At 45.0% G+C, this 14,480-nt stretch carries 9 protein-coding genes; all 9 read right to left on the bottom strand.

Annotated features, from left to right (window positions below; all coding sequences use genetic code 11):
• Positions 1-442 precede the first annotated feature (442 nt).
• The gene (locus BQ5591_RS18890) at positions 443-1,564 is read right to left on the bottom strand and encodes a glycoside hydrolase family 88/105 protein (protein ID WP_071150504.1); all 1,122 of its coding nucleotides are present in this window, start codon (positions 1,562-1,564) and stop codon (positions 443-445) included.
• Between the two features lie 52 nt (positions 1,565-1,616).
• Positions 1,617-2,924 (bottom strand): alpha-l-rhamnosidase, encoded by a 1,308-nt coding sequence (locus BQ5591_RS18895; protein WP_071150505.1) that lies wholly within the window; start codon positions 2,922-2,924, stop codon positions 1,617-1,619.
• A 38-nt stretch (positions 2,925-2,962) separates the two neighbouring features.
• Positions 2,963-4,216: a DUF2264 domain-containing protein gene (locus tag BQ5591_RS18900; protein ID WP_071150506.1), complete on the bottom strand. Its 1,254-nt coding sequence runs from the start codon at positions 4,214-4,216 to the stop codon at positions 2,963-2,965.
• A 42-nt stretch (positions 4,217-4,258) separates the two neighbouring features.
• The gene (locus BQ5591_RS18905) at positions 4,259-5,119 is read right to left on the bottom strand and encodes a glycoside hydrolase family 16 protein (RefSeq protein ID WP_083381034.1); all 861 of its coding nucleotides are present in this window, start codon (positions 5,117-5,119) and stop codon (positions 4,259-4,261) included.
• A gap of 176 nt (positions 5,120-5,295) precedes the next feature.
• Positions 5,296-6,810, bottom strand: coding sequence for a family 16 glycosylhydrolase (locus BQ5591_RS18910; protein ID WP_071150507.1), 1,515 nt, complete (start codon positions 6,808-6,810; stop codon positions 5,296-5,298).
• A 20-nt stretch (positions 6,811-6,830) separates the two neighbouring features.
• Positions 6,831-7,724, bottom strand: coding sequence for a discoidin domain-containing protein (locus tag BQ5591_RS18915; RefSeq protein WP_071150508.1), 894 nt, complete (start codon positions 7,722-7,724; stop codon positions 6,831-6,833).
• A 44-nt stretch (positions 7,725-7,768) separates the two neighbouring features.
• Positions 7,769-9,433 carry a RagB/SusD family nutrient uptake outer membrane protein gene (locus tag BQ5591_RS18920; protein ID WP_071150509.1) on the bottom strand — a complete coding sequence of 555 codons (1,665 nt, stop codon included), beginning with the start codon at positions 9,431-9,433 and terminating at the stop codon, positions 7,769-7,771.
• Positions 9,434-9,473: 40 nt separating this feature from the next.
• On the bottom strand, positions 9,474-12,512 hold the full coding sequence (locus tag BQ5591_RS18925) for a SusC/RagA family TonB-linked outer membrane protein (protein WP_071150510.1): 3,039 nt from the start codon (positions 12,510-12,512) through the stop codon (positions 9,474-9,476).
• Between the two features lie 40 nt (positions 12,513-12,552).
• A complete protein-coding gene (locus BQ5591_RS18930; RefSeq protein WP_071150511.1) occupies positions 12,553-14,466 on the bottom strand; it encodes a RagB/SusD family nutrient uptake outer membrane protein in 1,914 nt (637 codons plus the stop codon).
• Positions 14,467-14,480: the final 14 nt, after the last annotated feature.

The following is a 14,480-nucleotide window of genomic DNA, read 5'->3' on the forward strand; positions in this document are numbered from 1 at the left end:
GACAAGAGACGTCCCCCCTTCCGCCACAGCATTTCATCCTGACACACAATCCACGACGAATCACTTTATTTTGACACTGAGAAAAAGAGAAAAAGCTCTTTGTCCACCGCGCGAAAGCCCATTTCGAAACACACGGATGCAATGTCCGAGACAGACACTTGCGTGGTTCGCGAACAACACTTGTGTGGCTCGTGAGCAACACTTGTACGGCTCGCGAGCCACACTTGCACGGCTCACGAGCAACACAAGTGTAGAACAAGCGGGTAATCCACATATTCACAAAACACTGATTACCAAAAGAATAGTAAATCCATAAAAGAACTGTTTTCCGAATAAAAAAGAGTCCGCAGACCACCTTCGAAAAAAGCGGCTGCGGACGTCCGAGAATAAAGAAAAATTCGAGAAATCGTTGTCGGTACAGCCTTGCGGCTACAAACAATATTTACATCAGATAGCGCACCATCTCGCAAGCGGCCAGCAGGAATGCTCCGACTCCAAAGTTGGAGGTAGACTTGGCATCGACTACCTGACCCGGTATGGCTTTTTCGCCGATGGGCTGTACATAGCCCACACTGCCATCGGGCTGCAAAGCCACGGTAGACAGGTATTTCCAGGCTTTCATCACTACGGGTTCGTAGGTAGCCTTGTCCAGCAGGCCGTTGTTCATACCCCACAGCAAGCCGTAGGTGAAGAATGCCGTTCCGCTGGTTTCAGGACCCGGCGCATGTTCAGGATCGAGCATACTGCGTGTCCAGTAGCCTTTGGATTGCTGACAGGCAGCCACGGCCTTGGCCATGGTCTGAAAGCGGTCGATGTACTCCTGACGGTAGCGGTCGGTTTCGGGCAGGTCTTTCAGCACCTTGGCCAGTGCGGCAAGCACCCAGCCGTCGCCACGTGCCCAGAAGTCTTTCTTTCCGTTCAGACTCTTGTGTTTGGGATAGACGTACTTGCCGTCGCGATAGTACAGGCCTTCTTCGGCATCGTACATGATGCTGTTGGCGTATTCCCAGTATTCGTGCAGTTTTTCCAGATAAAGCGGATTGTTGGTCAGCTTATACATTTTGGTCATCACGGGCATCACCATGTACAAACCGTCGGCCCACCACCAGTAGTCGTTCTTGTCGGTACTCATCTGATATTCCATCACCTCGCGGGCACGGGCTACTTTGTAGTCGGCCGGTTCCACGTTGTACAGGTCGACGTAAGTCTGGAAACAGATCTGATAGTCGCCGAAGAGGACATACTCGTCGCTCTCGCCGTAGCTGTATTTCCACTTCGATTTGTCGTCGCTCTTGGCTCCCTTCCACTCGTTGTGTTTGGCCCAGGCTTCGGAATAGTTGTAGTAATCGCGGTTGCCGGTCAGGAAAAAGGCTTCCATGTTGCCGGTGTGATAGGCGGCGTTGTCCCAGAAAGCACGTCCGTGCTTCGGATGCATCTCCTGCCAGTGACGGTTCACTTTGTCGATTATCTTGACCACGTTCTTCGCGTTCGGTCGCTGTGCCAGGCACGGTGTTCCTCCCAGGCAGAAAGCCAAAGCCAGCAATGCAAAAATAATTTTCTTCATAATGTCTGTATGTCTTTGAGTTGTTTTATGATTTCATGTGATACGCAACAGGTCAGCGGCCGACTTCCAGCACGTAGACCGGTTGCGGAGCAAATTCGACGGTACGTTCGCCGTCGCCCTGGCGGGTATGCTGTACGAAGAGGTGCAGACGATGCTGTTTCTTCCACAGTTCAGTGTCGTGCGAAGGTTCCCAGGCATCTACGGCGAAGTCGGTCAGGTCGGCAAACTGCCACTTGCCGTTGGCCACATCAGTAGTATGGGCCACCGATACCTTGCTGCCCCGCTCTTCGTCACGAAAGACGTAATATATCTCGCCGCCATCCACCACGATACGCGGACGCGCAATGGGAATCATCTTCGTGCCTCCGCCCTTGAGCGAGAACGGTGCAGTGCGCTCGCCTACCTGACGGCTGTGCCACTCCAGCCCGTCGTGCCACACAATGCGATACTGGGGCACGTCGCTGTCAGGGTCGCGCCAGTAGGTAGCGATGTACGGATTGCCTCCGGCATCGGCACTCATGCTGGTCTGGTTGATCAGTTCCGAATTCTGCGAAATGCGGCAGGCATACTCGGCGTTGCCCAGACGGATGGGCAAGTCGTACTTCCGCCCGTTGGCCTTGTACCAAGTGACGCCATTGTCGTAGGAACGGGCGTAGCAAAGGTCGTGATTGGTCTCTACGTGCCACGTTTCGCGCCACACCCACGACAAGTGGATGGTGCCCTGCTCGTCCACGTAGAGCTGCCAGTAAGCGTTACGCTTGTCCTCGCCGTCAATCAGCACATCCTGCACCCGATGCCATCGTCCGGTCTTCACGTCGTAACGGTTCAGCACTAAGTTACCCCGCCCCGACGAACCGGAACGGTAGGCAAACAGCAAATCGCCGCCCGACAGCAGGTAGAACTCCGGATAAGTCACGTTGCCTTCGTCGACACCGGTCATCGGTTCCTTCTCGCCCAGTTCGAGCGAATAAGGCTTCAGGCTGCGACAATAGTTCAGCGGATGGCCGTGATGGTCGAAAGCCACGTGCAGATAGCCCTTACCATCGATCATCATGCTGATGACGTTGTGGGCATCCTTCACATTTCCCTTGTACTGTGTGCGGTGCAGTGTCCAACGGTCGGAACCGAACTTGCGTTTGCCCAACATCAGATAGCCGTCGGCATCGTAATAGGCTATGTACTGCCCGTCGCCACTGGTCACTAACGAGTTGTTGCGGAACACCGCCGTATTGACCGACGTCTGGCTGTACCCCTCGCCTACCTCCACCAGCCTCGCGGCAGGCACGGCCTCCTGCGCCTTTGTTCCAAGGGGCAGGCAAGCCAATGCCAGCAGCAGACATGTATTTCGTAAGTTTCTCATATCAGGAATAAGGGTTGTAAACAGAGAAACCGGAAAAATTATTCATAATAAGCATGATCTTTCGGGAAATCTTCGCCCTCCCAAGCCTTCTTGCTGGTCCAGCTTTGCGGAGCGTCGGTCCAGAAAGGATGATCGGCCGGCAATCCCAGCGGCAGGAAAGCCAATGAAGCCATGTAAAGGCTACCGTTATTGGTATACCAGTCGGAGATATTGGGTTGCGAACCGTTGAAGCCGAGTGTGAGGAATCCCTTTTCGTTGAAGTTGCGGTTGTCGCTGAACATGCGCTTGATGACAGCCGTCATGGCGGCACGCACCTGTCCGTTCGACAGTTCCTTCGGCAACCATCCGCGCCATGCCAGCAAGGCCAGAGGCTGAAGCGTACCGGTGCGGTAAGTAATGGAACGGCCGTATACGGGGAAAGTACCTTCGGGCGAAATCAGACGTTCCAGAATAGAACCATAGCGCTGCATACGCTTCTGGGCACGCTGGAAGTTGCAATCGGGCGCATTCCAAACCTTATTTTTGCCACTGTTGGTGAATACTTCAAGACACTCAACGTACATAGGATGCAGCACGAAGCTGTTGTAGTAGTCGAAGGCAAAGCCCGGTCCGTCACTGTAGAAACCGTCGCCTACATACCACTCTTCGACCTTGCGAAGTGAAGAGACAATGCGGTACGTATCGCTCTTGGCTCCTGCCTTACGCAAAAAGCACTCTACCGTCGATGAAAACAGCAACCAGTTGGTATAAGGCGGATCGACACGGCGTAATTGGCTGAACTCTTCGATGTAGCGTTGCTTCGTCAGGCTGTCGAGCGGCATCCACAAAGCATCGTATCCACGCAAGAAACTTTCGGCCACGTAAGCGGCATCGACCAGTGTCTGTCCTTCCTTGCGCCACAACAGGTAATCCTTACCCTGTGGATCAACGGCCTGAGCATAGCTCTTCAGTGCCCATTCGCGCAACTGCTTGCGCTGTTTACCTTCAGCCGTATCATCATCGGGCAACGAAAGCCACGGTGCCAGACCGGCCATCAGACGGCCGAAGCATTCCATGTAAGTTACCTTCTTATTGCGTCCGTCCCATGTAGGACTGAGCTCTACCAGCATATTTTCCTGCAGGCGGCCTTCGCTCATGTTACTCAGTACAGGAGCCGCCATACGGTACATCACGTCGCACCACAGTTCGCGGTCGGTCATTTCTTTTTCTTTCTTCTTCTTTGCCGAAACAAGCTGAGCCGGCAACAACAAAGCTACTACCAGGAGTAGCCATAAGCTTTTTCTTGTCTTCATGATATTTTGTATAATGGTTTATTGATTACATATTATAATAAGTTATTTCTTCTGATAGACACGCACGTAGTCTATCTCGTATTTCATTGGCAGAGCAGCATCGTCTATCGGTCCGCCGTTGATGCCTCCGATGGCAAGATTCAGCAACAGATACATCGGCTTGCGGAAAGGATTGCTTCCCTGGCCTATCTTACCGTTTATTGTCTCGCTCAAAGGAATCTCGTTCAGCAGTTCATCGTCCAAATAAAGCTTGATGCTTGTTTCGTCCCAATCCATACGCCACAAGTGGAACTTGTCGGCCCAGTTGACATCACGGTCAGTAAAATGAGTAAAAGGAATCTTGGCACTGTTCCATTTGGCATGATATGGACGGTCGGTACCCCAGCAGGCATTGGCCAGAATATGTGGCACACCCTTGATGCGGTAATACTCCATCACATCAATCTCACCGCACGAAGGCCACTGTACCCCTTTTCCCAGCAACCAGATAGCCGGCCATGCCCCTCCGGCTGTAGGAATCTTGGCATACACTTCGAAGCGTCCGTAAAGGAATTCCTTCTTCCCGGCAGTCGTAACCGATGAGGACGTATATTCGATGAACTCACGTTTCTTGCGCCAGTCCTTACTGCCCGCCTCGTACAAAGGGTTCTTCCGTCCTTCCACTTTGCGGGCTTCGATCACCAGTTTTCCATCCTTGCAATAAGCATTGTCAGGCTGGTACCACTGCGCTTCCTCGTTGCGTGCAAAACCGTTCTCGTAATTCCACACCGCTTCGTCCAGTTTTCCGTCACGGTCGAACTCCTCACTCCATACCAGATTCCACTCCTGTGCAAATCCTCCTGCCCATGCTCCGCAAACGAGAAGCACCGACAAAACACCTTTTTTACAATATTGTATCAGCATATCTTTATGTTTGTTTACGTATTTATTGCAAATATACGTCATTCAGCCCTATAAAACCTGCCATAAATAAGCCAAAAAAGGGCAAGAATCAGTCAAAAGAGAAAAAATATCCCGTATTATTCAATCCCTTGACAGGAATAAATAATACGGGAATTATAGAAAATCAAGCGTTGGCCTTATTCAGCTTTCTGATATACCCGTACGTAGTCGATATGGTATTCCATAGGCAGATTTGAAAGGTCTGGCGCCCCTCCATTTCCTCCCATTGCCAAATTCAAGAAAATCTGCTGGCCTAAACCTCCGTCACCACTATTTCCTGCATCACGGAACGGATTACGCCAAGATCCTCTCCACCAATCATTCAGACCACCAGATCCATTAGAAGTATTGTTTAAATCAATCTCATTCATCAGTTCTCCATCTAAATACAATTTAATGTACTGATCATCCCAATCCATCCGCCAAACATGATATTTGCTTGCCCATTTCGAATCTTTATTCGTAAAGTCGCTCAAAGGACGATTATATGAATCCCATTTTGCACTCCAACGAGTGTCACTTCCCCAACAAGCATTAGCATGAATACTCGGAGTACCGCTTACCAAATAATATTCCAGTAAATCTATTTCACCTCCGAGCGGCCATTCCCAACACCAGCTATCATTACTAATGCCAGTTGTCCAAATAGCAGGCCAAGCTCCTCTGGTTGTAGGAATCTTAGCACGAACTTCCATAGTTCCATAACGGAAACGGAATTTAGAAACAATACTACTCGAAGTGTACTCGGCATATTCACGATTCTTCTTCCAATCACTGCTACCTTCTTCATAATTTGGATTGTCCACACGTTGACGTTTTCCAGTAATAACCAAAGCACCATCTTGGCAAACCGCATTCTGATCGGAATACCACTGCAATTCTTCATTACGTTGAAATCCTTCCTCGAAACGCCATTTCTCCAAATCGGGAGCACCAGTACCATTGAACTCATCATGCCATACCAATTTCAGATCAGTTTCCCCATATGCGTCACCTATTTCAGGAACATCCGTCACAGGAAAATATTCCGGTCCTTCCTCTTCTTCCTTCACGTAAGTCACAGTTATAAAATACATCAATGTATTTACTTTCGAATTGATCTGATAAAAAGTAGAATTTAATATTCTAACAGGCAATACATACGTTTTAGATTGCTTTAACTCTTTCTGAATGTAATCGACCAAATTTTGCGAAAATATCAAAAGGGAAGCCTCTTCTGAAAATACATTACCTGCAAATAATGTCAACTTATCGGCCGACAATTGGTAAAACTCTTCCGGTAACAGTTCCACATCAACATATTTCGCATAAAGTCCTCCCTCCAAAGATTTAGCGATTGCCGTATTTAATGAATCTGCATCTATTATTAAGTCTACAGTATTTTCTTGCCCGGCTACACGCTCCTGATAAAGAGCAGCACTTAAAGCATAGGAATAATTCTCTGAAGTTTTTTCAGGGTCATATTTAAGTTCCGGAACATTAATATTGCATTCGGCTCCGTTCCAAACCTCACGTGCCTGTACCAAATTCAGTTGATTCAGATCTATATTGCCTTTATATTCCAAATCTACATATTCTTTGTTACAGCTATAAAATCCGATAGAAAAGACAGTCATACAACAGACCGCTATCCATTTCATATTATTTTTCATAACAAACTATTTTCTTTAAATTAATCCAAAGGAACTGTTTCAGGATCATAGACTTCCACATCCACATCATAAAAAGAGAACTCCGACATATGGAAATATTTCTTATTCTGTGAAGATGTGGTCACACTGAAGCGAAAATGTTTAAACTTTTTGCCAGGAGCTACAAAATCTGAGGAATAATCAGTTGCACTTGTAGCAGGTAATCCCACCAAAGAAGCCACTGTTTCCCACACTTCGCCATCTGCACTAATCTGCAAATCAGCAGAAGTAGGGTATCCATCCGTATTACTTGTGCTACGAGTAGTATACTTGATAGCAAAGTTTTCATGTTCTTCCCTGAAATCAATTTGGATATACTGGGGAAGGTCAACCTGCGGCTGACTCCAACGAGTATGGAAAAAAGTGTTCACATCTCCATCTATCAAGTTTTTGATAGGTCCTTCAGAAGGTTCTTGATTATCCGTACTAAGTTGATCTTCGGTAATTGTTACCTTTGTCCGGTTCTTTTCTGTCAAGGTAGCCGGTGCCGGACCTGATTTAGCCTTCATCTCTGTTACAATACCCGCCTCATGAGCTGCGTTGAAAGTCTGAAAAGAAAAAGTATAGTCACCAAAACGTGCACGAGTATCTTCTACCAACAACCCAGTTGCTCCTTTTGATACCAATTTGCAAACCTCTTTCTTCTGCAAAGGATCAGTATAACGAATCTTCATATAAGAAAAACCTTCTTCCGTTGCTGGCCATGTCAACTGAATCGAACCCGGCAAAGCCTCTGCCTTCACTTTGGAAACATCGAACGATATAGGAGCTGCCGAAGAGCCTTCCAATTCAAACACTTCTAATTTATCGTCACATCCAACTGTACAAACCAATGCACAAGCCAATGCAACCATATATTTTAAACTATATCTCATATGCTTAGTTTTTATAAAAGAATCCTACATTATTATCATAATAATTACCAGCCGGGATTTTGGGTAAGATTCGGATTTAAACGAATCTCACTATCCGGTATAGGGAACAAATACATCTTATCATCCCATACTAAAGACTTCGTAGTCTTCTTATACGAAAAGATATTGTCACCTGTCTTTGTAATCTCCATACGTGAAATACTTGTAAATCCACCTTCTTTCCAACGGCGTACATCCCAAAAGCGGTGCCCTTCAAAAGCTAGTTCTACCATACGTTCGCGTTTATAACGTTCCCAAAATTCCGCTCCACTCAATCCTTTTGGCAAAAGAGGCATATTCACATCCGAACGGGTACGAATTTTGTTTACAGCATCACGAGCAGTCAGAAAAAACTCATCTGTTACTTGTTCAGGAGAACCTATATATTGATAAAGAGCCTCGGCATAGTTCAGATAAAATTCCCCAAGTCGGAAGGTAATCCAACTGTGACGTTTTCCACCTGTACCTTCACCAGAACTGATATCAATAGTGCCATCCAAATACTTTTTCAGATAATAACCTGTAGGAGTCGCATATGAAATCGGAGCACCATTACGTCCTCCTATATAGGTTTCCAACGGAAATGGATTTGTATTAGGCCACTCATCACCATTACAAGCAATAGTCATCTTAAAACGAGGATCTCTTCCTTCATACGGATTACGTGGATCCGGTTCACCACCATTCTTCATCTCATAAGCATCAACTAAAGTTTGTGTAGGACAGTTACCAGATTGACCGTTCTCCATACCAATAGGGAAATTATAATACTCTGGAGAATTAATATCTCCTAAACGGCGAGCAAAAATCACTTCACCAGCCTTGTAATTATCAGTTCCCCAAAGGTCGGTATATTTTCCCAATGTAATGTCGTTCATTGCACAATAATCAATTACCTCCTGATTAGCCAAAGCTGCTTCTTTCCAAAGTTGTTTATCACCACTCTTGTTAAAAAGCTTACTAGCACGATAAAGTGCTGCGCGAGCCTTTAACGCCAAAGCGGTACCCCGATTTACACGTCCCGTTTCCGGATTGCTCACACCACCGGCTGCATCTTCCAGGCCATAATAGGAAACCGGCAACTCAGATGCAACAGCATCACATTCAGAAATAATAAAATCAAAAACTTCGTCAGCTGAAGTACGTCCCAAAGAATTGGCCTCTTCTTCTGTCAATACTTCAGTGGTGAAAGGGACATCACCATAAGCACGAACAAGCAAGAAATAATAGTAAGCCCGCAACAAACGCACTTCATACTGATAACGATTGAAACGTTTCATCTGCTCTTGATAATCTTGCGTAAAACGCAAATCATAAAAATCCAGATTCTTAGTTTCTTTCAGGAAATAGTTACATGCACGGATAGGCGTATAATAACCAAAATAAGAAGTTGTATAAAGTGCTGTCCTGTTTCCGTTCGTAAAATCAAGCACCGAAGAATATGTCAATGCCATTTCTGCCTCGTCACAAGCTGAAGCCAACGAGGTGAGACTGGGCATATCCGAATCCAGCCAAGAATAGATATTGTTCACAAAACCGGCTGTACGTCCGAAATCCGAAAATACATAGTCTTTGTTATAATTGGTATACTCATGATAGTCCATTTTATCGGTACATGCCGATAAACCTGCTACACAAGCGAAAACCAAACATATATTTTTCAATCTCATATATTTATTAGTTTATTGGTTCAATATTTATAAGCCATTATTAAAGTCCAAGTGACACACCAACATGGATAGAACGAGTTGCCGGATGATCGTAAGGAGACATCGCCTCAGGATCAGTTATTTCGATGTTATCTATCGAGAAAAGATCAACACCACGTACATACACCTTGGCTGTTTTCATCTTAATCTTACTTAGCCATGCCTGAGGAATCTTGTAATAAACTTCGCAATTACGCAATTTCAAGAACGAACGATCCTGCAACCATATCGAACTATTATAATTGTAGTTATTATCCACACGCTCTGTACTCAAACGCGGAAAACGAGCATTCGGAGTTTCAGGTGTCCAACGGTTCTCATAATAATAGTTTGCAATAGATGTGTTATCAATCAATGGCAAATAAAAAGCATATGAGTTCAAGGCAGCCGTATAATTACTTACACCCTGAAAATAAGCGTCAATGCCCAATCCTTTCCACTCAAAGCCTACATTGAAACCATAATATATTTCAGGACAGGTTGTATTATACCCCATCGGAATCACATCGTTCGAATTAACCACACCGTCACCATTGACATCTTTATATTTAATATCACCAGGTTTTACAGGTCCAAACTGTTGCGGAATGCTGTTGGCAATATCTGCATCATCAATAAAGAAGCCGACAGCCTGCAATCCCCAAATCTGTCCTACAGGTTTGCCCTTGGCATAAAGATAATCATAAGCTTGGGGAGTTTCCATCTGCTCTTTGATTTCACTGGTATAATAAGAGAAATTACCTCCTAAACGAATGCGGAAGTCACCAAAATTCTTATTATAATCCAAACCGATTTCTGTGCCCCAGCTATCCACAATACCACCATTCACATACGGAGCAGAAACGCCAATGATAGAAGATACCTGTCCAGCTGAACTTACCCAAATATCCGAACGCCTTTCATAAAAGCCATCAATAGTCAATGTAAGTCCTTTCAGCATAGACATATCCAAACCAAGGTTGTACTTATATGCCTTTTCTGTCGTTCCATTCAAAGAAGGCAAACGCCCTTCCTGCCAACCACCATCACTTCCCGTATGGTTGTCCTTGATAGGATAGCTGTTACCACCTACTACAGTTTCATTCCAATATCCATTAGATGGAATATTGTCTGTCTGAATGATACCAAACGAACCACGTAACTTCATAAAATCAATCACATTCTGATTTTTCATAAAACTTTCATTAGAAATGACCCATGCCAAACCAATAGTAGGCGCCAATCCCCAACGGCTATCGGGATCCAAACGGTTAGAAGCAGAAGAAGTCAACGTGAAATCTGCAAAATAGCGATTCTTATAACCATAGTGAGTATACCACGATGCGCTTTGTGTAAACAAAGTATTACCTACACCATTTTTATTGTCGTATTTATAAGTATATAACAACATAGTATAGATGTCGTGTACTCCAAAACTACGTTTCCAATCAACATTTGCTTGAAAATTAAAAGAACGATGCTGCCAATCCAGTTTTGAATAATTATTGGCATCAATAGAACCGTCATTAACACCGCCCTCAAAATTAGAGAATTCTATCGGTTCACCATTTTCCCACTTGGTAACAGTCTGCATACCATACTTGGCACGTTGTCTGTAATCCTCCCAATAAGAAGCAATGTTATCGTAACCGATGCGCAGAGTAGCTCCTAAACCTTTAGTAATTGAAGATAAATCTTGTTGTAAAGCCATATCGGCATACAAAGCACGGGTATGTCCTTTCGTATAGCCACGTCCTTGAGCCAAATATACAGGATTATAACCTTCTCCCCAAGTAGCATTACCTCCCCACAAACCACTCTCTGTTCTGATGGGGAAAGCTGCAGAAGGAACCATAAAAGTCTTGTATATCAGATTCTCTCCACTTGATGCAGGACGGCTAAACTCATTCAAAACACCCATGATATTGGCTTGCATGCGTGTGGTAGAAGTCAAATCAATATCCAGATTCGAACGGAAGTTTGCCTTCGAATATTTTTCTTGGGTTGAATATCCGGCATTTGAATTAGCATTATTGATAAAACCGCGATTATTTTGCAGGTTCATCATCGTAAAATAACGCATTTTTGAGGAACCTCCACGGAATGTCAACGTAGCGATGTCAGATGTTCCCCTGTCACGAAATACTTCATCTGCCCAATTGACATTTGGATAAAGATAAGGATATTTTCCACTCTGAAAAGCATTCAGTTCATTTTGGGAATAGCGTGCTGTTCTGCCATCATTGGCCAATGCTTCGTTAATAGCATTCGCATAGGTATAAGAGTCAGCCATCTCAGGAATATCAGTCTGAGAATTGAATGCATGGTCATAAGAGAAATTTATCTCACGCGTCCTGTATTTACCACGTTTAGTTACAATATTAATCACACCATTCACGCCCCTATAACCATAAAGAGCCACAGCAGCCGCATCACGCAACACGGTTACAGACTCTACTTCCTCTGGAGTAATATAATTCAAGGCGTTCCAATTGTTATCCCGTTCCAGTCCATCTACGACTAACAATACTCCGTTATTACCGTTCAGGGTCTTAAGTCCACGGACATACATGGAAGGAATCTGATCCCATACAGAACCGGTATTCTGCATGGTCGTCAAACCTGTAACATTTCCATACAACGAATTACCGATATTAAAGGAAGAACGATTGTCAATCTGATCGGCATAAACAGTTGATGCCGCTCCGGTAGATTCGGCATTTGTTTGCTTCAAACCGAAACCGTAATTCACAGCTTCAGTAGAGAAATCCATGACGATGGTTATTACCTTATTATCGTTCTTGCCCACCGGAACCACTTTGGTTGCATCATTCCAAGTCTGTATTTTCAAGGTACTTCCTTGCTCGGCAGCTATCTCAAACAATCCGTTCCGATCTGTGGCGACCTGTACCAACGGGTTGGCTTCAACAAACACCAACGCACCTTCTACCGGATTGCCCTGCTTGTCTACAATTTTACCGGTCACATTGTTTCCTTGTGCAAAGCCTTTCATGGCAACACAAGACAACATGGCCAAAGCTAATATCTTGTATTTTTTCATATCTTTATTTCTTCATTAATTGTATATTTCTACACAAACATTAATTCCACCCCGGGTTTTGAGTCAATCCATACTCTTTATTCACCTCGGATGGCGGGAAAGCAGACAAATACCATTTTGTACTGAAGTTTGTCCACCAAGAGCGTGCTATATTTCCCAAAGTAAATATCTCATAACGGAATTGAGCCGGTTTTTCAGGGAACTCATCCCTATTTCCATCGGTTCCGCTCCAAGGTTTATCACCACCACCATCGTTACGATAAATACGTAAACCATGCAACGGCTGTTTAAACAAGTCTGCACGTTTGTAGCGGATCAGGTCGAAGAAACGAACATCTTCCAAACCCAATTCACAAGCACGTTCACGAAGAATTTCTTCAAGCAAAGCTTCTTTATTGCTTGTCAGGTTCTTACCTGGATTGCAAGCATCCAGATCACCCAATCCAACACGTGCACGCACTTTGTTAACATTGGCTATAGCACCTGCAAAATCGCCCTTTGCCTGCAGACATGCTTCAGCATAAATCAGATACATCTCTGCCAACCGCAAATAAGGCCATTCCAAATAGTTACCTGCCAAACTACCTTTTCCTTCCTTGAAAAACTTGTAGCAACGGAAACCTGTAGCAGTCTCGCCAGTTTCAAGACGAGAACCATCAATGTTCTCACGTCCGCCAACCCATAATTCTGCCGCATGGTCGCCATAACGTGCGCCGTTTACCAACATTGTCTCATACAAGCGAGGGTCACGGTTAGGCTGGTCGTAATCATTATTTTCAAAGAAAGGGTGTGCACCGTCTTTCAGATAGTCTTCGGTAAAGGGTTTTCCATCGCTCATAGGGAACATCTTCATATATTCCAAAGTAGGAGTATAACCGCCGAATGTCACCCATTCACCCCAATAATACCACCAATCCCAATTGTATTTACCAATAATACGGGTAGAAATCAACAATTCTGTATTGTTTTCACGAATAAAATAAGCTTTGTTGAAAGCAGAACGATAGCCTGAAGACGTAGCCGATTGGGACTCAATCAATGAATAATATCCTTTATTTTCCAGTTCAGTGAAAAATTCATTGCAAGCTGTCCAGCAGCGGTTCCACCAATCTGCACTATATCCCCCATACCAAACTTGTTTGCTTTCGACCGCAATTTGAGGATTCTCAGTACAATAAGGTTCATTATCATTGAACAACGGACTGGCTGCAAACAACAGAATCTTACACTTCAGCCCCATAGCTGCGGCTTTGGTAAAGCGGCCTTGCCAGTTGACATCGTCGCTACCCAAATCCCAAGGAAGCACGGCGGCAGCTTCATCCAACAAGCCAACCATGTAATTCACTGTTTCCTCAGCTGTTGCACGAGGCACCTCATACGAAGCCTCGATGCCATATGTCTGTTTCACAAGTGGAAGTCCTCCCAAATGACGGAAAAGATCGAAATAGCGTGATGCAATTATAACTTTCGCTTCGGCAGCAAGACGTGATTTCTCAGCGCCATCCATATCAGGAACACGGTCTACGTTTTCAATAAACATCCATGCAGCCCGGATTGCTTCCCAACAGTTCTCTTTTGTATAATTGAAACGAGTGTCATCGCCCGTATCTTCGTCGCTTGCCTTGTAAGCACCCGAATAATATTTACGGTTCACTCCATCCCACGAATTGTGGCTGTGCCAGCAATCGGACAGAACTTCAAACATACCTGTGTTCATCTTCCCATCCACAGCATTCCAGTTTGTTGCCAAACCATAATACAGATAGCTATACGTCTTCCACAAAAAAGCACGTGCATATTCGGCCTTAGAAAAAATAGTGTCCTGGTTCATATCACCGGTACTCGGAGCTTTCTCCAGAAAGCTATCGCCGAACTTTATCTGATCGACACACGAGGAGAACAACAACATGCCTCCTGCAAATGCCGCAATAAACCATTTAGTCAGTTTTTTCATATTATTTCTATTTA

Origin of the sequence: Bacteroides ndongoniae (assembly GCF_900108345.1) — a bacterium.
In the GTDB taxonomy this organism is placed as follows: domain Bacteria; phylum Bacteroidota; class Bacteroidia; order Bacteroidales; family Bacteroidaceae; genus Bacteroides; species Bacteroides ndongoniae.

Excerpts from the sequence above, each read along its gene's own strand:
- BQ5591_RS18890 (WP_071150504.1), bottom strand. The coding sequence starts at position 1,564 with ATGAAGAAAATTATTTTTGCATTGCTGGCTTTGGCTTTCTGCCTGGGA.
- BQ5591_RS18895 (WP_071150505.1), bottom strand. The coding sequence starts at position 2,924 with ATGAGAAACTTACGAAATACATGTCTGCTGCTGGCATTGGCTTGCCTG.
- BQ5591_RS18900 (WP_071150506.1), bottom strand. The coding sequence starts at position 4,216 with ATGAAGACAAGAAAAAGCTTATGGCTACTCCTGGTAGTAGCTTTGTTG.
- BQ5591_RS18905 (WP_083381034.1), bottom strand. The coding sequence starts at position 5,119 with ATGCTGATACAATATTGTAAAAAAGGTGTTTTGTCGGTGCTTCTCGTT.
- BQ5591_RS18910 (WP_071150507.1), bottom strand. The coding sequence starts at position 6,810 with ATGAAAAATAATATGAAATGGATAGCGGTCTGTTGTATGACTGTCTTT.
- BQ5591_RS18915 (WP_071150508.1), bottom strand. The coding sequence starts at position 7,724 with ATGAGATATAGTTTAAAATATATGGTTGCATTGGCTTGTGCATTGGTT.
- BQ5591_RS18920 (WP_071150509.1), bottom strand. The coding sequence starts at position 9,433 with ATGAGATTGAAAAATATATGTTTGGTTTTCGCTTGTGTAGCAGGTTTA.
- BQ5591_RS18925 (WP_071150510.1), bottom strand. The coding sequence starts at position 12,512 with ATGAAAAAATACAAGATATTAGCTTTGGCCATGTTGTCTTGTGTTGCC.
- BQ5591_RS18930 (WP_071150511.1), bottom strand. The coding sequence starts at position 14,466 with ATGAAAAAACTGACTAAATGGTTTATTGCGGCATTTGCAGGAGGCATG.